This is a genomic window from Pedobacter sp. W3I1 (assembly GCF_030816015.1).
Classification (GTDB): Bacteria; Bacteroidota; Bacteroidia; order Sphingobacteriales; family Sphingobacteriaceae; genus Pedobacter.
The window spans coordinates 3,031,841-3,049,021 of sequence record NZ_JAUSXN010000001.1 but is presented as its reverse complement, the minus strand read 5'-3'; the positions used below and the strand labels follow the sequence as shown (position 1 = coordinate 3,049,021).

The 17,181-nt window shown below is 38.2% G+C and carries 19 protein-coding genes; 7 read left to right on the top strand and 12 right to left on the bottom strand.

Translation table 11 applies throughout. The features are described 5' to 3' along the window. Positions 1 to 403 precede the first annotated feature (403 nt). On the top strand, positions 404 to 1,054 hold the full coding sequence (locus QF042_RS12655) for a YceH family protein (protein ID WP_307528862.1): 651 nt from the start codon (positions 404 to 406) through the stop codon (positions 1,052 to 1,054). Between the two features lie 749 nt (positions 1,055 to 1,803). On the opposite strand, the gene fabF is transcribed toward QF042_RS12655, so the two are convergent. The 5 genes from fabF to QF042_RS12630 are packed head-to-tail and all read right to left on the bottom strand — an operon-like array spanning position 1,804 to position 5,192. Beyond that, a complete protein-coding gene (fabF, locus tag QF042_RS12650) occupies positions 1,804 to 3,054 on the bottom strand; it encodes a beta-ketoacyl-ACP synthase II (protein ID WP_307528860.1) in 1,251 nt (416 codons plus the stop codon). Between the two features lie 11 nt (positions 3,055 to 3,065). Then, a complete protein-coding gene (locus QF042_RS12645; protein WP_307528858.1) occupies positions 3,066 to 3,284 on the bottom strand; it encodes a DUF2798 domain-containing protein in 219 nt (72 codons plus the stop codon). A 13-nt stretch (positions 3,285 to 3,297) separates the two neighbouring features. Next, positions 3,298 to 4,068: an SDR family oxidoreductase gene (locus tag QF042_RS12640; protein ID WP_307528855.1), complete on the bottom strand. Its 771-nt coding sequence runs from the start codon at positions 4,066 to 4,068 to the stop codon at positions 3,298 to 3,300. 11 nt (positions 4,069 to 4,079) lie between these two features. Continuing rightward, positions 4,080 to 4,565, bottom strand: a complete 486-nt coding sequence (locus tag QF042_RS12635; protein WP_307528853.1) for a PaaI family thioesterase — start codon at positions 4,563 to 4,565, stop codon at positions 4,080 to 4,082. A 39-nt stretch (positions 4,566 to 4,604) separates the two neighbouring features. Then, positions 4,605 to 5,192, bottom strand: a complete 588-nt coding sequence (locus QF042_RS12630) for a TetR/AcrR family transcriptional regulator (RefSeq protein WP_307528851.1) — start codon at positions 5,190 to 5,192, stop codon at positions 4,605 to 4,607. Between the two features lie 147 nt (positions 5,193 to 5,339). Here QF042_RS12630 and QF042_RS12625 point away from each other — a divergent pair, with 147 nt between their 5' ends. From QF042_RS12625 to QF042_RS12615, 3 genes are all read left to right on the top strand, one after another. Continuing rightward, positions 5,340 to 6,251, top strand: a complete 912-nt coding sequence (locus tag QF042_RS12625; RefSeq protein ID WP_307528849.1) for an AraC family transcriptional regulator — start codon at positions 5,340 to 5,342, stop codon at positions 6,249 to 6,251. An 89-nt stretch (positions 6,252 to 6,340) separates the two neighbouring features. Next, positions 6,341 to 7,177 carry an SDR family NAD(P)-dependent oxidoreductase gene (locus tag QF042_RS12620; protein ID WP_307528847.1) on the top strand — a complete coding sequence of 279 codons (837 nt, stop codon included), beginning with the start codon at positions 6,341 to 6,343 and terminating at the stop codon, positions 7,175 to 7,177. 20 nt (positions 7,178 to 7,197) lie between these two features. Then, the gene (locus QF042_RS12615) at positions 7,198 to 8,049 is read left to right on the top strand and encodes an SDR family oxidoreductase (protein ID WP_307528845.1); all 852 of its coding nucleotides are present in this window, start codon (positions 7,198 to 7,200) and stop codon (positions 8,047 to 8,049) included. 275 nt (positions 8,050 to 8,324) lie between these two features. Here the strand turns inward: QF042_RS12615 and QF042_RS12610 are convergent, their stop codons facing one another. From QF042_RS12610 to QF042_RS12595, 4 genes are read right to left on the bottom strand one after another with little or no spacing between them, the layout of a single operon-like run. Further along, the gene (locus QF042_RS12610) at positions 8,325 to 8,744 is read right to left on the bottom strand and encodes an arsenate reductase ArsC (protein ID WP_307528843.1); all 420 of its coding nucleotides are present in this window, start codon (positions 8,742 to 8,744) and stop codon (positions 8,325 to 8,327) included. Between the two features lie 19 nt (positions 8,745 to 8,763). Continuing rightward, positions 8,764 to 9,024 carry a DUF6428 family protein gene (locus QF042_RS12605; RefSeq protein ID WP_307528840.1) on the bottom strand — a complete coding sequence of 87 codons (261 nt, stop codon included), beginning with the start codon at positions 9,022 to 9,024 and terminating at the stop codon, positions 8,764 to 8,766. After that, on the bottom strand, positions 9,014 to 9,331 hold the full coding sequence (locus tag QF042_RS12600) for a DUF6428 family protein (RefSeq protein ID WP_307528838.1): 318 nt from the start codon (positions 9,329 to 9,331) through the stop codon (positions 9,014 to 9,016). Before QF042_RS12600 ends, QF042_RS12605 begins: the two co-directional genes overlap by 11 nt. Positions 9,332 to 9,369: 38 nt before the next feature. Continuing rightward, positions 9,370 to 9,699 carry a helix-turn-helix transcriptional regulator gene (locus tag QF042_RS12595; protein ID WP_307528835.1) on the bottom strand — a complete coding sequence of 110 codons (330 nt, stop codon included), beginning with the start codon at positions 9,697 to 9,699 and terminating at the stop codon, positions 9,370 to 9,372. Between the two features lie 142 nt (positions 9,700 to 9,841). Here QF042_RS12595 and QF042_RS12590 point away from each other — a divergent pair, with 142 nt between their 5' ends. Beyond that, positions 9,842 to 10,255: an EamA family transporter gene (locus tag QF042_RS12590; protein WP_307528833.1), complete on the top strand. Its 414-nt coding sequence runs from the start codon at positions 9,842 to 9,844 to the stop codon at positions 10,253 to 10,255. A gap of 250 nt (positions 10,256 to 10,505) precedes the next feature. On the opposite strand, the gene QF042_RS12585 is transcribed toward QF042_RS12590, so the two are convergent. Further along, the gene (locus QF042_RS12585; RefSeq protein WP_307528831.1) at positions 10,506 to 12,791 is read right to left on the bottom strand and encodes a GH92 family glycosyl hydrolase; all 2,286 of its coding nucleotides are present in this window, start codon (positions 12,789 to 12,791) and stop codon (positions 10,506 to 10,508) included. Between the two features lie 667 nt (positions 12,792 to 13,458). On the opposite strand from QF042_RS12585, the gene mnmA reads away from it, so the two are divergent. Further along, a complete protein-coding gene (gene mnmA, locus QF042_RS12580) occupies positions 13,459 to 14,550 on the top strand; it encodes a tRNA 2-thiouridine(34) synthase MnmA (protein ID WP_307528829.1) in 1,092 nt (363 codons plus the stop codon). A 365-nt stretch (positions 14,551 to 14,915) separates the two neighbouring features. Here mnmA and QF042_RS12575 read toward each other — a convergent pair whose 3' ends face one another. After that, entirely contained in the window at positions 14,916 to 15,233 is a 318-nt protein-coding gene (locus tag QF042_RS12575; protein WP_307528826.1) for a hypothetical protein, read from the bottom strand. A 291-nt stretch (positions 15,234 to 15,524) separates the two neighbouring features. Between QF042_RS12575 and QF042_RS12570 the strand changes: the two genes are divergently transcribed. Beyond that, positions 15,525 to 15,887: a response regulator transcription factor gene (locus QF042_RS12570; RefSeq protein WP_307528825.1), complete on the top strand. Its 363-nt coding sequence runs from the start codon at positions 15,525 to 15,527 to the stop codon at positions 15,885 to 15,887. Positions 15,888 to 16,205: 318 nt separating this feature from the next. On the opposite strand, the gene QF042_RS12565 is transcribed toward QF042_RS12570, so the two are convergent. Next, positions 16,206 to 16,802, bottom strand: a complete 597-nt coding sequence (locus QF042_RS12565; RefSeq protein WP_307528822.1) for an FMN-dependent NADH-azoreductase — start codon at positions 16,800 to 16,802, stop codon at positions 16,206 to 16,208. Positions 16,803 to 17,181 lie beyond the last annotated feature (379 nt).

The window sequence follows — 17,181 nt, the reverse complement described above, 5'->3', positions numbered from 1 at the left end:
GAAGAACTCAAAAAAAAAGATCTATATTAAAGCGTTCGTCATTCTGAACTTGTTTCAGAACCTTTCATGCTATATTAGGCCCTGAAATAAATTCAGGGTGACGCATGGAGTAAGCGATCTAGACTAAAACTTCTTCCCTTTTTAATACCCTTATTACAGAAACTTCAACAACCAACTTGGATGCGCTACATCATATTCAGATGTTCTATTCGCCGTTGGTATAACCCCAATAATGATCAGTGATAAATTTCTCTTCGCTTCCGACCTGGATTTCTTCAACTTCGGTACTGCAGCAATTCGGAATTAGAATTTTCTATCAAGCAGTGTTTTCATTTAACTCACTAGAAATAAATCGTTAACAAAATAATTTTCAGAATACTCAACCAATTTATACTTTTATAATATGGACAACGTAAAACCACTACCCGATTTATCAGCAGAAGAACAACGCGTTTTAGGCGCATTAATAGAAAAAAGCCGCACCACGCCCGATTATTATCCAATGACTTTAAACAGTTTAACTGCTGCATGTAACCAAAAAAGTTCTCGAAATCCGGTTGTAAATTACGATGAGGAAACCATCACTTTAACACTAAACCAACTTAAAATAAAAGGTTTAATATCCACTGCTACAGGAGGATCAAGTCGTGCAACTAAATACAAACATAATCTGGCCATTGTTTATCCTTTATTGCCATCGGAGTTAGCTATAATCTGTCTTTTACTTTTACGCGGTCCATTAACACCCGGCGAAATTAATAGCAATTCGGGAAGATTATATGAATTTGAAAGTATAGAAGAAGTTTTGGAGCAACTTCAAAAATTATCAGACGAGGAGCCTGCATTTGTAAAGCAACTGGCTAGGAAAGCCGGTCAGAAGGAAGCCCGTTTTGTTCATCTTTTAGGCGAGCAGGCCGAAACCACCACAGCGCCTGAAAGCGAAACGATAGCCGTATCACAGTTTGATCCTACTGAATTGGAAAACAGAATAGAAAAACTAGAACTGGAAATTGAAGAATTGAAAGAACTGGTTAATTTACTAATGGATAAGTAGGTTTATTAGTTCATTAGCCATTGGTTTATTGGTTTGCTAACTTATCGACTTAACCAAATTGGTTTATTAGTCTGAGCGTAGTCGAAGACTTTTATAAATCAATTATCGTCTCTCGACGGTAAAAAACTATAGTCTTAGCAAGACGCTGAGGCTAGTATAGTTAAATTTTCCGTGCTTCTGTGTCTCCGTGGCAGAAAAAATATTAGGGTCTTAGCGAGACGCTAAGAACAGTATAGTAAAGCGGTTGTCAGTCTGAGCGTAGTCGAAGACCTTCATAAATGCATTCTTCGTCTCTCCGTGGCAAAAACAAACCATCGCCTTAGCGAAACGCTAAGACCAGTATGGGCAATCTTACTACATAGGTTATAGCGATCGCATTAAGATTGCTTCGTTGTGCCTCCTCGCAATGACGACATCACTTGTTTAACAAAAAAAGTGTTTGGTGAGCCACCAAACACTGAATAATTGGTTCACCAAACACTAAATAAAGTGTAGCTTTTTAGGCGATCATCATTCCCACGCAGGTGGGAATCTTAAAGCTTATTGCATTACGATTCCCAATCAATAAGATAGCACCAATTTACACTAAAACGAAAAAAGTGTTTGGTGAGCCACCAAACACTGAATAAGAGATCTTTGGACTATGTTAAAAGATCTCTCCACTGCGGTCGAGATGACGATTTATCTTACCTGTCCCCAACTCCTTTGTTTTTGGCTAAAAAACTGACCTCTGGGAATGACGAGAGTGCCTAAGCCTCATACTTTTTAAAAATAGTACTGGCAGTATGTCCGCCGAAACCAAATGTGTTATTTAAAACATAGTTAATCTCTTTTTTAATACTTTTGCCTAACACAAAATTCAATCCCTTAGGAATATTTTCATCCAGATTCTTAGTATTAATTGTAGGCGGCACCACGTTATCTCTGATTGATAAAATGCTGATTACACTTTCAACAGCTCCTGCAGCACCAAGTAAATGGCCTGTCATTGATTTTGTTGCACCAATCACAACCGGCAGCCCTTTAAAAACAGTATTAATCGCCTGTAATTCACTTAAATCGCCCAATCCAGTTGAAGTGGCGTGTGCATTAATATAATCGATTTTATCGGCAGTAATTCCAGCATCTTTTAAAGCTTTTGTCATACCCAAAGCCGCACCAATCCCATCAGGAGGCGTGCCAGTTAAATGATATGCATCAGCAGCCATTCCACCACCAATAATCTCGGCATAAATGTGGGCACCACGTTGTAAAGCATGCTCTAAATCTTCTAACACCAATGCTCCGGCACCTTCGCTCATTACAAAGCCATCTCTGTCGGCATCAAAGGGTTTAGAAGCGCCCTGAGGATCGTCGTTATTTTTTGATAAAGCCTGAGCGGCATTAAAGCCACCAACAGATGACTTGGTCAACGCAGCTTCAGAACCACCAGCAATCATTACACTCGCTTTTCCTAAACGAATGGTATCGAAAGCATTGATAATTGCGGTATTTGACGATGCACAAGCCGACACTGTACAATAATTCGGACCACGTAATTTATGACGAATCGAAATGGCTCCTGCAGCGATATCAACAATCATTTTTGGAATGAAATAAGGGTTAAATCTTGGTGTTCCATCGCCTGCATGAAATTCTTCCAACTGCGTTTCGAAAGTACTGATCCCACCATTTCCGGTTGCCCAGATTACGCCAACTTCAGCCAATTGATCATCGGTCATTGCTGTAAAATCTAATCCTGCATCTTTTATCGCCTGATCGCTCGAGCCGATTGCATATTGGGTAAAAAGGTCGTACTTTTTAATTTCTTTTTTCTCCAGGTATTCCTCAGGATTAAAATCCTTTACCTCACCCGCAAAGCGGGTTTTGAATTTACTGGCATCAAATTTTGTAATGGGGCCAATGCCACTTTTTCCTGCTAATATCTGTTGCCAAAATTGCTCAACGGTATTACCAAGCGGTGTTATTGCACCTAAACCTGTTACTACTACTCTTTTCATTTTAATAATTTTTAGTCAATATCCTTGAATAAATAATCGACCAATGATTGTACGCGTGGGGCAATAATTAATATAGCAGGAATGGCTACAATGTAAGAAATACCCCATGATTTTAACCAAACCTTCAAAAAGATCGATGTAAATCCAAGATTAACACCTATGGCCGCGAAAGTAACTATTCCTGTAGTAAAAACCGCCATAATAAATGCAAATGCCACCTTCTTTTTCATTCCTGCGGTATTTTTAATCTTCGACCGAATCAATCCAGGCTTTTCTATTTGCATTCATCACATTCAGGGCATCAACCGGCGATTGCCTGAACAGCTCATAAATTTTAGCAGTATCACCTACCCTGATTTCAAATTCATCATTAGCTAAAGCGGTTAAAAGCGCTTCTGCAACAACCGAAGGTTTAATACCATTATGACCACCTATTTCTTTTGAGAATTCAGTATCCACCAATGGTGGCATCAATTCGAAAATCTTAACAGAAGTTTCTTCTAAACTCAACCTTAACGAAGTACTGTAAGAATGTAGTGCTGCTTTACTGGCCGCATAAGTTGGTAAGGTAACCCCAGGAACATAAGCCACAATGGACGAAACGTTTACGATAGCCGATTCACCTTGTGCCTTTAAAACAGGTAGCAATTTTTGATTAATCCTGATAATTGATAAATAATTGGTCAACATTTCATCTTCTGCATTTGCAAAAGCATCTTGATTGGGGTCAGCTAAATTATATAGGATTGCTCTTCCGGCATTATTAATAACGATATTTAATTGAGGAAAATCTGTTTTAATTCGTACTACCAATTGATCCACATCTTCAGCTTTGCTCACATCAGAAAGAATGGTGGTTACATTTTGCAATGATGCTGCAGCTGCATCCAGCCTTTCCTGGTTTCTGCCAGTAATAATTACATGGTTATCTAAAGCAGTTAATTGTTTTGCGATTTCTAAACCGATACCAGCTGTTCCGCCGATCAATAAAACGGTATTTTGTGAAGTTTTCATTTTATATTTTTTTAAAATTTTAAGATTAAACAAGTGCTCACCGCATGAGCATAAACGGTATTATTTTCATCGATTAATTGTGCTTCCACTAAGGCAGTACGACCACCAAGGTTGATTACTTTCCCAATGGTTTTTAATTTTCCCGTTTGGATGGTGACAGCCTTCAGGAAATTTACCTTCAGCTCCAAAGTGGTGTATCCTTTTCCGGCTGGTAATAATGAGTGGACAGAACAGCCCATAGCCGAATCTAAAATAGCAGTGATTACCCCGCCATGCACGGTACCGATTGGGTTGTAATGAAATTCCTGTGGTGTAAATTCGAAAACTACGTTTCCTTTTTCGATCAGACTGACACTAAAATCCAAAGTATATAATAATGGCGGCAACGGAAATTTATGATCGCTCATGGCCTGTAAATAATCAATACCATCCATCTGCATCGCTTCTCTAGCGCCTCTCGTGGGGTCTTCCCAAATTATTGTTCTGGTTCTTTTCATAATTAAATACCGATCGGTATATTTTAGTTTAAAAAATTTTTAGCCGAGGCTATTGATATATTTTTTTAACGAATCCATAATTAAATTCCAGTGAGCTGGTTTTGCTGTAAGCCTCGAAATCATAATGCCCCCTTCTATTATGGCAATCATAGTGAGCGCAACCTGCTCTGGATCGTGATCTGCATTAATTTCTTTGGTCGATATCCCTGCCTCTACTAGTTTAGCAATTTTATTTTTCCAGCCCAAAACTGCCTTTAAAACTTTTTCCCGCAATTCAGGATGGGTATCATCAGCGTCAACTGCAGTATTTAAAACAGGACAGCCTCCTTCTGATACTGAACCATCAATAAATTTTTGGTAAATATTAATGTATACCAAAAGTTTATCCTTTATACTGGCTTGTTTTCTCATTTCAGCATCTATCCTGGATGAAACATTTTTCAGATTATAATCAAAAGCAGCCAATGCCACCTCATCTTTATTGGCGAAGTTGCCATAAATACTGCCCTTGGTTAAACCTGTAGCAGCAGCAATATCATTTAAAGAAGTACCTGCATAACCTTTCATATTAAAAATGGGTGCGGTTTTCTCCACAATGAAATTTCTCGTTTTTTCTGCTTTAGTCATGTTCTTTTAAATTGACGACGCAAATATATACCGATCGGTATATTAAATGCAAATATTTTTATCATCATAATCTCCTTTTAATTGTAGTCTTAATTTTCTCCAAAATGCAATAATTTATTTTACGTTTGAATTTTGTAACTTTGATTTATGAACAAGCCAGAAACCATTGAAGATTTTTACCAGAACAAATTCAAGTTCCTGCCAGATAACCTACAGAATGGCGTAGGTCATTTTAACGTTTTTAAGCTGGAAGATTGTTTAAAGGATGATCATAAACCAATGAGTTATAACCGCAGGGATTATTACAAAATCTGCCTTACCCGCGGACATAATGTTTACCACTACGCTGATAGAAGTATTGAGATTAATGGTACAGCTTTAATCTTTTTCAACCCGCTTGTACCTTATACCTGGGAACTGGCCAGCGGCAAACAAAGCGAGGTGACGGGTTATTTCTGCATTTTCACAGAAGCTTTCTTTACTGAAAAGATCCGCGGAAATATTGGTGATTTGCCCATGTTTACCCATGGAGGAAAACCTGCATACATTTTGAATGAACAGCAGGACAAGCAAATAGAGGCTATTTTTTCTAAAATGTTTGAAGAAATTAATACCGATTACATCTATAAATATGATCTACTCCGTAATTACATTACAGAAATCACACATTTTGCGTTAAAAACAGAGCCATCAGAAAATTTATTCAAACATACTGATGCCAATACCAGGATTACTTCTGTTTTTACGGAATTACTAGAACGTCAGTTTCCCATCGAAACGACTACGCAAAGGTTTACCATGCGCTCAGCCAAAGATTACGCTTCGCAGCTTTCAGTACATGTAAACCACTTAAACCGTGCAATAAAAGAAACTACCGGCAAAACCACTACCCATTATATTACTGAGCGTTTATTAAGAGAGGCTAAGGCTTTATTGAAACATACCGACTGGAATATATCGGAAATAGGTTATTGCCTGGGATTTGAAGAGCCTACTCATTTTAATAACTTTTTTAAAAAATTGACCAAGCACACCCCTACTTCCTATCGAATTGTTTGAATTTCGTAATCATCAGTTTGATTAACGTAATAAGCTGAAGCGATTTGTACTGTAATTTTGTCTTAACAAAAAAGGATAAAACTATGGGCATGAAAAAAGTTTGGTTTATTACCGGAGCTTCAAAGGGCTTAGGATTAAGTTTAGTTCATCAGTTGCTAAATGCTGGCCAATATGTAGCAGCCACATCAAGAAATATCGGTGAACTTAAAAAAGCAGTAAACAATGATGGCGGAAAATTCCTTCCGTTAGCAGTTAACCTCGCCGACGAACAAAGTGTTGAGGATGCGATAAAGGCGACCATTGCAAAATTTGAAAGAATTGATGTTGTGATTAATAACGCAGGTTACGGAATTGGAGGCAGTATCGAAGAATTAAGTGATGCAGAAACGCGCAATAGCTTTGATGTTAACGTTTTCGGCACACTGAATGTAATCAGAAAAACTTCACCTTATTTAAGGGCACAAAGAGCCGGGCATATCATCAACATCGCATCCATTGCAGGCATTGCCGGTGCAACAGGCTGGGCGGTATATGCAGCAGCAAAATCGGCAGTAATTGCATTATCAGAAGTATCAGCCGAAGATCTTAAAGAATTTGGCATAAAAGTAACTGTTGTTGCACCTGGTGCATTCAGGACCAGTTTCTTAACCACTGATTCGTTAACACTAGCTGCCAATCCAATTGCAGAATACGAAGAAGTTCGGGCAATACACAGCAAATACCTAAAAATGGACGGTCAGCAGATTGGCGATCCCGAGAAAGCTGCTGCAGCAATGATCTCACTGGCAAGCATGCCTAATCCACCCCTTCATTTGCTTTTAGGTAATGACGCTTTCCAAAGAGCAAGTACTAAAATAGAATCGCTACAGAAGGAATTTAGAGACTGGAAAGCCATTACGATTTCAACAGATTTCGACGAAAATTAATTCAATAGACAAAAAATATTATGGAAAATCAAAAAGTATGGTTTGTAACAGGCGCATCAAAAGGCCTGGGACTTACATTAGTAAAAACATTATTAAGCAATGGACTTAACGTTGCTGCAACTTCAAGAAACCTGAACGATTTAACAAACGCAGTTGGCGAACACGAAAACTTCTTACCGCTAGCGGTCGACCTGATCGACGAAAGCAGTGTAGAAGCAGCAGTTAGCCAAACGATCAGCAAATTTGGCCAGGTTGATGTGGTGGTAAACAATGCTGGTTACGGCATACTGGGTGCTTTAGAGGAATTAAGCGACAAAGAATCACGCCAAAATTTCGATGTGAACGTTTTTGGCTCGTTAAACGTAATCAGGAAAGTGCTTCCTCAATTGAGAAAACAACAATCGGGTCACATTTTCAATATTTCTTCAATTGGCGGATTTTCAGGAAATTTCCCTGGCTTCGGAATTTATTGCGCTACAAAATTCGCAGTGGTTGGTTTTACCGAATCGTTAGCCGCCGAAGTAAAATCAATGGGAATTAAAGCAACCGTTGTAGAACCAGGCTATTTCAGAACAGCATTTCTTACTGAAGGATCATTAGCAGTACCAAGTTCACCGATTGATGCCTATAAAGAGGTTCGCGACTCGCAAGCAGCACATCAGAACGACATTAACAACCAACAACCAGGTGATCCGGCCAAAGCAGTTGAGGTAATTATTGAAGCTGCAAAAAGTGAAAACCCACCGCTTCATTTATTCTTAGGCCCTGATGCTTATCAGGTAGCTGATGCAAAAATTGCAGATGTACAAAGAGATATGGCGAATTGGAAATATTTAGCTACTGCTACTAATTTCGATGAGGTTGATGCATAGTATATTATAGTGTTCGTCATTTCGAGCGGAGTGCAACGCAGTCGAGAAATCCATATTAGATTTCTCCATTTCGCTACGCTTCAGTCGAAATGACGCCGATTTTTGAAATCTGCCATTGGTAATTTATTCAGTATCTATTCTTACATGAAAGACCCTGAAATAAATTCAGGGTGACGTTATCTTTGTAAACATTTCGTTATAGTGCTTTCGGAGTATAAATACAATCCTACTAAACTCATCACGGATTGACAGTTAGTCGGTCCGTGATAATTTTATTACCTGTATAAATTTTTGTCTACAAAACCCTTAATATAAACCTTTACCAGATCTCTTGTATTTCTAAATTCGGCCATGATTTCTTCATCGGTACCTACCGCTTTTGCCGGATCGGGAAAGTTATGGTACAGTTTTGTAGCTTGTGTTGGGAAATACGGACAACTCTCCTTCGCATGGTCGCAAACCGTAATCACATAATCGAAAGGCACATAAAAATACTCCTCGATATTGTTAGAGGTTTGACCAGAAATATCGATTCCATCTTCGGCCATTACTTTTATCGCCCTTGGGTTAACACCATGAACTTCGATACCAGCACTATAGATTTTAGCTTTATTTTGAGCAAAATGTTTCAAATAACCTTCTGCCAGCTGACTTCTACAACTATTTCCAGTGCAGAGAACCAATACATTTTTCATTTTTATAAATTTCGAATGATTAACAACAGCCACTTTCAGGGCTGCAACTATTTTGGCCAGCGGCGAGATTAACCAGTTTTACCTTTGTTTTTTCGGGCTGAGCGGGTGCACAGCATTCTTCACCGGTTTCGGTGATACCACAACTTCCACCACGGTTAATCGCTTTACATTGGGTAGCATCAGGTGTTAAATCTAAAATCAGGTTCTCCCCATCAATTTTAAATTCACCTGGAAACATCTGCCTAGTATCGAATGCAGAATTGCCAAATTCAATTTTCACAATTCCATTTGGGATTTAATGGAAGTTTACTTTCTACCAGGTTAATAATGGATAATGCTTTTTTCACCTGCATGGCCCTACCCGTTTCCTCTTCAGTAGGCTCCCATAACTGTACTATAATTTCAGTCCAGGCGTTCATCACGCCTCCGCAATCTACGGAAACAATAGGCGCCTGTTTAATTTCGGTAATGTGATAATTGGCATTTACCCGTTTACCCGGAGCATATTGGAACTGTAATACCAATTCTGGATGTTGTTGAAGTTCAGCCTTAAAGCTGCTCCATTCCGTTGAAGATTTATTAATCATAATATTGCAATTTAACGATTGATTTAAATAAAAAAATTTTAACAGCAGTTCTGCTCGCCTTTATATGAGGCAAAGAAATCGCCCAGCCGTGTTTGTAATAACTGCCAGGTTTTAGGTTCTATACAGTAACAAATACTCACCCCTTCAATGGTTCCCTGAATAATACCCGCATTTTTAAGTTCTTTTAAATGCTGAGAAATGGTAGCCTGAGCTAAGCCAAGTTCCTCAACCAAATCGCCACAGATACACGTATTTGATTTAAGGATGCGCTGAAGAATCGCAATGCGCGCAGGATGTGCCATTGCTTTTAATAACGCTGCCATTTGATTCTGCTCTTCAGTGAAGATTTCTGTTTTGGTAAGTCCCATAATTTTATATCGCAATATTACGATAGATAAAATGGATATCAAAATTTATTTTTAAACCTTCTTAACACACTACAGAATTTCTATAGATTCAATGCTTTCTTTAGCGTATAAATATTTTGTATTTTAAATTAAAATTTAAATCATGTGGAAATTTTATGCAATACTCTCTGCTTTGTTTGCTGCTGCAACGGCAATTTTAGCTAAAGTTGGACTAAAAGGCGTTAATGGAAATGTGGCAACGGCTATCAGAACTATAGTAATCTTATTTATTGCCTGGGGAATTGTTCTAGCAACCGGAGAAATTTCCCAGCTTAAAACATTGAGTAAAAACAACCTGATATTTTTAGGTTTATCGGGATTGGCAACAGGCTTATCCTGGATTTTTTATTTTAAGGCGCTCGAAACGGGAAATGTTTCCAAAGTAGCCCCGATTGATAAGTTAAGTGTGGCCATTGCAATGGGCTTGGCTTTTTTGATCTTAAAAGAACCGATTGATGCTAAAACATTAGTTGGTGGTGGGTTGATTGTTGCAGGTAGTTTGGTGATTTTGCTTTGAAGATTTGGCTATATTTTTTAGCCACGTAGGCATAAAAACAGTCCATGAATGACTTTCCAGTAGTATGATCGTCATCTCGACTGGAACGCCGTGGAATGGAGAGATCTATCTCGAGATAGATTTTGCTTCGCAAAGCCTTCGGGTTCTAGACTACGTTGCACTCCGCTCGAAATGACGACATACGAAGGGTAAACAAAAAAACCGTTAACTAATTAAAGTCAACGGTTTAACAGATAATAAGGATATAAAATTATTTCTTAGGTTTCGAACTCATATAAAAAGTAAGCTTTCCACCGTTGGTGATATCTGCATGTTTGATTTTATGATCGGTAATTTCTTTGCCGTTCAATAAAACTTTCTCTACGTAAACATTTTTATCACTTTGTTTAATCGCCTCAACAGTAAATGTTTTACCGTTTTCTAAATTAATTACGGCGTTATTAACCAATGGACTCCCCAACGAATAAACATCAGAACCTGGTGCTACCGGATAAAATCCTAAGGAAGAGAACATATACCAGGCGCTCATCTGTCCACAGTCGTCATTTCCACCCAAACCATCTGCGGTGGGTTTGTATTGCATGTTTAAGATATGGCGAATCTGCGCTTGTGTTTTCCATGGCTGATCGGTCCAGTTGTAAAGATAAGCGATATGGTGTGCAGGCTCGTTTCCATGTACATAACCACCAATAATACCTTCGCGGGTAATATCTTCAGTATGTGCAAAAAATTCATCAGGCAAATGCATGGTAAATAAAGTATCTAAGCGGGTAGCAAATTTCTTTTTGCCACCCATCATTTCGATTAACGAAGCAGGATCTTGTGGCACAAAGAAACTGTAGTTCCAGCTATTTCCTTCAATAAAACCTTGTCCTTCGGTGTCTTTTGCATCAAATTCTTTTTTAAAGGTTCCATCAGCTAATTTAGGGCGCATAAAACCAGAAGCACTATCATAGTTATTTTTCCAGTTGTTAGAACGTTTGATAAATTCATCGTAAACATCCATGCGGTTTAATTTCTTGGCCAATTGTGCAATCGACCAGTCATCGTAAGAATATTCTAAGTTATTAGAAACCGAAATTCCTGATTTTTCTGCCGGGATATAACCTTTATCCATGTAATAACCAATTCCTTCGTAATCGCGGTGTTTTGCTGTTGCAATACAGGCATCTAATGCTTTGTTCGCATCGCCATTGTAAGTGCCCTTAATAATCGCATCAGAAATTACCGAAACACTGTGGTAACCACTCATACACCAGTTATCGTTGGCATAATGCGACCAGATCGGCAACATGTGCAAACTACTCTGATCATAATGGGCCAACATCGATTTCACCATATCGTTACTACGACTTGGTTGCATAATATTAAAGAATGGATGTAAGGCCCGGTAAGTATCCCAAAGCGAGAATGTAGTGTAATTGGTAAAACCCTCTGCTTTATGTATGCCTTGATCTAAACCTTTGTACTCGCCGTTAATATCGGTATAAGTTGTTGGGTTGATAAAAGCATGATATAAAGCAGTATAAAAATTGATCTTATTATCGTTAGAAGTAGTTACCTGTATTTTATTTAATTCTTTGTTCCAGGTAGCCTGTGCCTGGGTCTTCACTTTTTCGAAATCCCAGCCCGAAATTTCTGCACGCATATTCTGCAAGGCATTTTCCTGACTAACCGGCGATAAGGCGAATTTAATTTTGATCTTCTCTCCTTCCTGGGTATCGAAATCGAAAAACATTTTCAATTTTTTACCGGCAATTTCGGGGAAGTTCTGTTCCTGGTTAAACTTACCCCAAAAGCCTCTGTAAGCCTGTTTAGCATCATAACTTTTACGTCCGTAACTTTTAAAAGGTTTAGAAAAGCTCATTGCAAAATATACAGTTCGTGTTCTGGCCCATCCATTGGTTTGACGGTAACCGGTAATTAGCGTATCGTTCACTACGCGAACATAAGTCCACACCGTTTTTTCTTCGTAATTATAAATACCAGCCATCAGATCCAAAATAATATGCGATTGATCTGATTTAGGAAAAGTGTACTGGTGCATCCCTACCCTGGTGGTTGAGGTCAATTCGGCGGTAATGTTATCATCATCCAACTTCACTTTGTAATAACCTGCCTCTGCAACTTCATTGGCATGAGAAAATGCGGAACGGTAACCACCTTTTGGATTTGACGCAGTACCAGGATTTAACTGTAACTTACCTTGGGTAGGCATAATGAGAAAGTCACCTAAATCTGAGTGGCCTGTGCCACTAAAATGCGTATGACTAAAGCCGGTAATGGTTTTATCCTCATATTTATAACCTGCACAGTATTTATATACATCGCCATTGTATTTTCCGTTCACTTCGTAAGATAAAGTATCCGTTTCGGGACTTAGCTGTACCGAACCAAATGGAACGGTGGCACCTGGATAAGTATGTCCCATTTTAGATGTACCAATAATGGGCTTAACATATTGCACCAGATTCTGCTGTGCCGATGCCATCATGGCCGATAGCAAAAGACAAGGCAGGATAATTTTTTTAATCATATCTTTTTAAAATTTAGCTTGTTTTGTTGAAAATTCTAAGGTATTAATTTATCTTCAAATATGTATAAAACATAACACTAAAACGTTTAAGTAAAATAAAAAATACAATTCGAATTATTGAAGATACAATTTATATCTTTTTTGCTATTATTTTAAATTCTAATAGCCAGGGTTCCGAAAACCCGTAAACTGACAGCTGGAAATGGCTTACTGATTTGGGCGTTACCCAAGCTGCGCAAGGGTCGGGCTTTGCAGGGCTCCGCTTCGCTACGGTACCGATGAAGAATCGGTACTGAACCCTTACAATCCCTAACGCGCATCTATTGCCTTAAGATATTAATTGTTTGCGTTCGTTCCAAACGCGCGTATAAATAACTTGGCGATTTTATGATCGCATTAATTTAAGGTTTAGAACCACAGACCCCGGTTAAATAAACCTGATAGAACGTAAAGCCCACAGGTGAGGTACGAGCCGAGGACTTGAAGAGATAGCAGGACTACCGGCAGCCATTAACACAGAACCGCTCATTTTCAAAATAATATTGACCACCTAAGCACAACTAGTAGATAAACGCAAGTCATTTAGTCGCCGCTTTTTACAAGTAACTGACTTGCTTTAAATAATTTCAGCTAAATAAACCTTATTTTTGCATCCAATATTTTTAAGATGAGTAAACACGGTAGAATTCTGGTGGCCATGAGTGGCGGGGTTGATAGTTCGGTAGCGGCTGTAATGTTGCATGAGCAAGGTTATGAGGTTATTGGATTAACCATGAAGACCTGGGATTATGCCACCTCTGGTGGTAGCAGTAAGGAAACTGGCTGTTGCTCATTAGATAGCATCAATGATGCCCGTACACTCGCTGTAAACTATGGTTTTCCGCATTATATACTTGATATCAGGGATGAATTTGGCGATTATGTAATCGATAATTTTGTTGACGAATATCTTGCCGGGAGAACTCCAAATCCATGTGTGTTATGCAATACGCATATTAAATGGGAAGCACTTTTAAAACGTGCCAATAAACTCGATTGCGAATTTATTGCAACAGGGCATTATGCCAATATCCGTCAGCAAGACAGCGGCCGGTATGTAATTTCGAAAGGAAAAGACGAAAATAAAGACCAATCTTATGTATTGTGGGGAGTTTCGCAAGAAAACCTTTCGCGTACCAAATTCCCATTGGGCAGTTTTGCAAAATCTGAAATCAGACAGATGGCTTTGGATATGGGACAGGAAGAACTGGCAAAAAAATCGGAGAGTTACGAAATCTGTTTCGTTCCTGATAACGATTACAGGGCTTTCTTAAAACATAAAGTAGAAGATTTAGAAGACAGGGTAGCCGGCGGAAATTTTATTTTAAGTAATGGAATGATCGTTGGACAACATAAAGGTTATCCTTTTTATACCATTGGTCAACGTAAAGGTTTAGGGGTTGCTTTTGGCGAGCCTATGTTTGTAACGCAGATCCTGCCAGAGAGCAATACCGTAGTTTTAGGCAAGGCTGATGAGCTTGAACGCCGCGAAGCCATGGTACGCAACATTAACCTGATAAAATACGCAAGCATTGAAGAACCGATGAATGATGTAATTACCAAAATCCGTTATAAAGATGCAGGTATGCTCAGTACAATTGTTCAGGAGAAAGATAGAATGCGTGTAGTATTTGATCATAATGTTTCGGCGATTGCCCCTGGCCAATCAGCGGTATTTTACGAAGGGAATGATTTATTGGGCGGAGGATTTTTAGTTTAGACTCCCATCTGTTATATACCCAAGCGATCGTCATGCTGATTTATTTTACAAGTTGAAATAGTAATCAATTGTCTTGTAGCTACTACGTGGTCAGCATCTTAATAGCGAGGTAGACCCTGAAATGAATTCAGGGTGACGACCGAAAGAAAACAAAACGAGTTGCCAAATGGCAACTCGTTTTTTATTTGAATTTTATTACGCTATACTGGAGAAATCGTCATGCTGAATTTATTTCAGCATCTTTCATACCATCTATTTATTTTAAACTTCTATAATCTATCCATCATAAAAGTAAGTTTATTAATTAAGATTCCCGCATACGCGAGAATGACGACCGCTATAAAATATAACTATAAAGTATTTCTTTATAGTTCATTTCCCTTAAAAACATTAATAGAGGCTGTTTTCCAGTGAATGTAACCTAAATTACCACAGGTTTGGGCTACAAAGTTTTCTACATCCTCTGGCACATCGTTAACTACACGCCATCTAATTTTATATTTTGGGTTATAACTGATATAAACCACCAAATCATCACTACGTTGCCCAATGGCATGTAAATGCTGTAAATGGATATCCTGTAAATCTGCGGCAGCAATCCTCAATCTTTCATTCATGATTTTACCTAATGAAAGATCTGGTCTAAAATCTGTTTCGAATATGGCTAAAACGGTAACGGTCATATAAAAAATAAATATATCAGCAAACAAACCAAGCCAGAAGCTTTTTGTTTAAATCATCAATTAAATACTCAGAATTATCTATAATATTCCTTGTATCCTGTTTCTCCAAGAGCAAATCTATACTAAAAAAATTAGTATCAAAATTTATTTTTGTATTTTTTTTAGTCAGCGCAAAAATTATAGAAACGCATGACATGTACCACTAATAAGGTTAATAACCCTAACATTGTGTATAACTATCTTAAACATCTGATAGCTAGGTTAGTTATCTATATAACAAAAGTAGAGCTTATGAAAAAGTGCATCTATGTAGTGGAAGATAATCCGAGTATTAGAGAAATTATCGAATTTCTATTAATTGAGGAGCTTTATGAGGTGAAGACCTGCCCAAACATTAACGATTTCTGGCTTCAAATGAGCAAACACCGCCCTGACATGGTGATTTTAGATATTATGTTACCAGATGGGAATGGATTGGATATTTGCAATACATTAAAGCGAAATATTAAAACACATGATATTCCAGTCATGATGATGTCGGCCAATAACCACTTAAACGCCGTTAAGGCTAAATGTGACGCGGAAGATTTTATAAACAAACCTTTCGATCTGAACGATTTTGCTGATAGAGTAGAAAAGTATTTAGCGGCATAGTTTTGTCCAGAGTCTTTAGTCCACGGTCATTAGTCGATTTGAACGATAATCGTCGAGCGTAATGATAAATCTCATCATTAAGGAATTAAGCGCATTAAGTTTGGTGCAGGTAATCTTTAGTCCAAAGTCATTAGTCCGCAGTCCTCAGTCGATTTGAACGATAATTGTCGAGCGTATGATAAATCTCATCATTAAGGAATTAAGAACATTAAGTTTGCACTTAATTTTAGTTCAAAGTCATTAGTCCGCAGTCCTCAGTCGATTTGAACAATCAACCAATTTGCCAATGAACTAATGACCAATGAACTAATAAACCACTTAAATGGCTATACTTTCGATTGCTTTATCCAAAGCCACATCTTTTAAATCTGGAATGCTTACACCTTCTGCGCGATATGCCGTAATATCGGTCATACCCATAAAACCTAGAACCGATCTTAGATAAGATTCTGTAAAATCATAAGGTTTCATTGGTCCTTCCGAATATACACCACCAGAAGAAATGGCCAGATACACTTTTTTGTTTTTCACTAAACCTTCAGGGCCATTCTCAGAATAACTGAATGTTTGGCCTGCACGTGCGATATGATCAATCCATGATTTTAATGTAGAGGGAATACCAAAATTATACAATGGTGCGCCTATTACGATTACGTCAGCATCTTTAAGTTCTGCAATGGCCTCATTAGAATGTTTTATTGCTGCTGTAAATTCAGGTGTATGATGCTCTATCGGTGTAAAAAAAGAATTGATATGCACCTCTTCCAAATGTGGAAATGGCGTATTGGTAAGATCGTGTGTAGTTAAAGTGCTGTCAGGATTTGCTGCCTGCAATTTTTCTACAATGACCTTTCCCAATTTGGTACTGAAAGATGCTTCGCCCCTTGGGCTTGATATAAGATGTAATATTTTCATTTTTTTGCCTTTTTTATGTCTGGCAAAATTATAGATACGAAGTATCAAAAAGCTATTACTATACTAAAGGATAGCGCTATCCTCTAGTATAGTAGCTACTTCGTCCCAATAAAAAAGTGGCTAGATAATATCGAGAATCCGTCATTCCCAGAGGTCAGTTTTTTAGCAAAAAACAAAGGAGTTGGGTGACAGGTAAGATAAATCGTCATCTCCGCAGTGTTCCAAAGAAACTCCTTTGGAGGAGAGATCTTTTAACATAGTCCAAAGATCTCTCCACTGCGCATTTGCTTCGGTCGAGATGACGCCAATTTTAGAATCCGTCATTGGTAACCTGATTGGAAATCGTAATGCATTATAAAGTAATTTATATGCTTAAGAT

Coding starts and splice junctions, on each gene's coding strand:
- QF042_RS12655 (WP_307528862.1), top strand. CDS start 404: ATGGACAACGTAAAACCACTACCCGATTTATCAGCAGAAGAACAACGC.
- fabF (WP_307528860.1), bottom strand. CDS start 3,054: ATGAAAAGAGTAGTAGTAACAGGTTTAGGTGCAATAACACCGCTTGGT.
- QF042_RS12645 (WP_307528858.1), bottom strand. CDS start 3,284: ATGAAAAAGAAGGTGGCATTTGCATTTATTATGGCGGTTTTTACTACA.
- QF042_RS12640 (WP_307528855.1), bottom strand. CDS start 4,068: ATGAAAACTTCACAAAATACCGTTTTATTGATCGGCGGAACAGCTGGT.
- QF042_RS12635 (WP_307528853.1), bottom strand. CDS start 4,565: ATGAAAAGAACCAGAACAATAATTTGGGAAGACCCCACGAGAGGCGCT.
- QF042_RS12630 (WP_307528851.1), bottom strand. CDS start 5,192: ATGACTAAAGCAGAAAAAACGAGAAATTTCATTGTGGAGAAAACCGCA.
- QF042_RS12625 (WP_307528849.1), top strand. CDS start 5,340: ATGAACAAGCCAGAAACCATTGAAGATTTTTACCAGAACAAATTCAAG.
- QF042_RS12620 (WP_307528847.1), top strand. CDS start 6,341: ATGAAAAAAGTTTGGTTTATTACCGGAGCTTCAAAGGGCTTAGGATTA.
- QF042_RS12615 (WP_307528845.1), top strand. CDS start 7,198: ATGGAAAATCAAAAAGTATGGTTTGTAACAGGCGCATCAAAAGGCCTG.
- QF042_RS12610 (WP_307528843.1), bottom strand. CDS start 8,744: ATGAAAAATGTATTGGTTCTCTGCACTGGAAATAGTTGTAGAAGTCAG.
- QF042_RS12600 (WP_307528838.1), bottom strand. CDS start 9,331: ATGATTAATAAATCTTCAACGGAATGGAGCAGCTTTAAGGCTGAACTT.
- QF042_RS12595 (WP_307528835.1), bottom strand. CDS start 9,699: ATGGGACTTACCAAAACAGAAATCTTCACTGAAGAGCAGAATCAAATG.
- QF042_RS12590 (WP_307528833.1), top strand. CDS start 9,842: ATGTGGAAATTTTATGCAATACTCTCTGCTTTGTTTGCTGCTGCAACG.
- QF042_RS12585 (WP_307528831.1), bottom strand. CDS start 12,791: ATGATTAAAAAAATTATCCTGCCTTGTCTTTTGCTATCGGCCATGATG.
- mnmA (WP_307528829.1), top strand. CDS start 13,459: ATGAGTAAACACGGTAGAATTCTGGTGGCCATGAGTGGCGGGGTTGAT.
- QF042_RS12575 (WP_307528826.1), bottom strand. CDS start 15,233: ATGACCGTTACCGTTTTAGCCATATTCGAAACAGATTTTAGACCAGAT.
- QF042_RS12570 (WP_307528825.1), top strand. CDS start 15,525: ATGAAAAAGTGCATCTATGTAGTGGAAGATAATCCGAGTATTAGAGAA.
- QF042_RS12565 (WP_307528822.1), bottom strand. CDS start 16,802: ATGAAAATATTACATCTTATATCAAGCCCAAGGGGCGAAGCATCTTTC.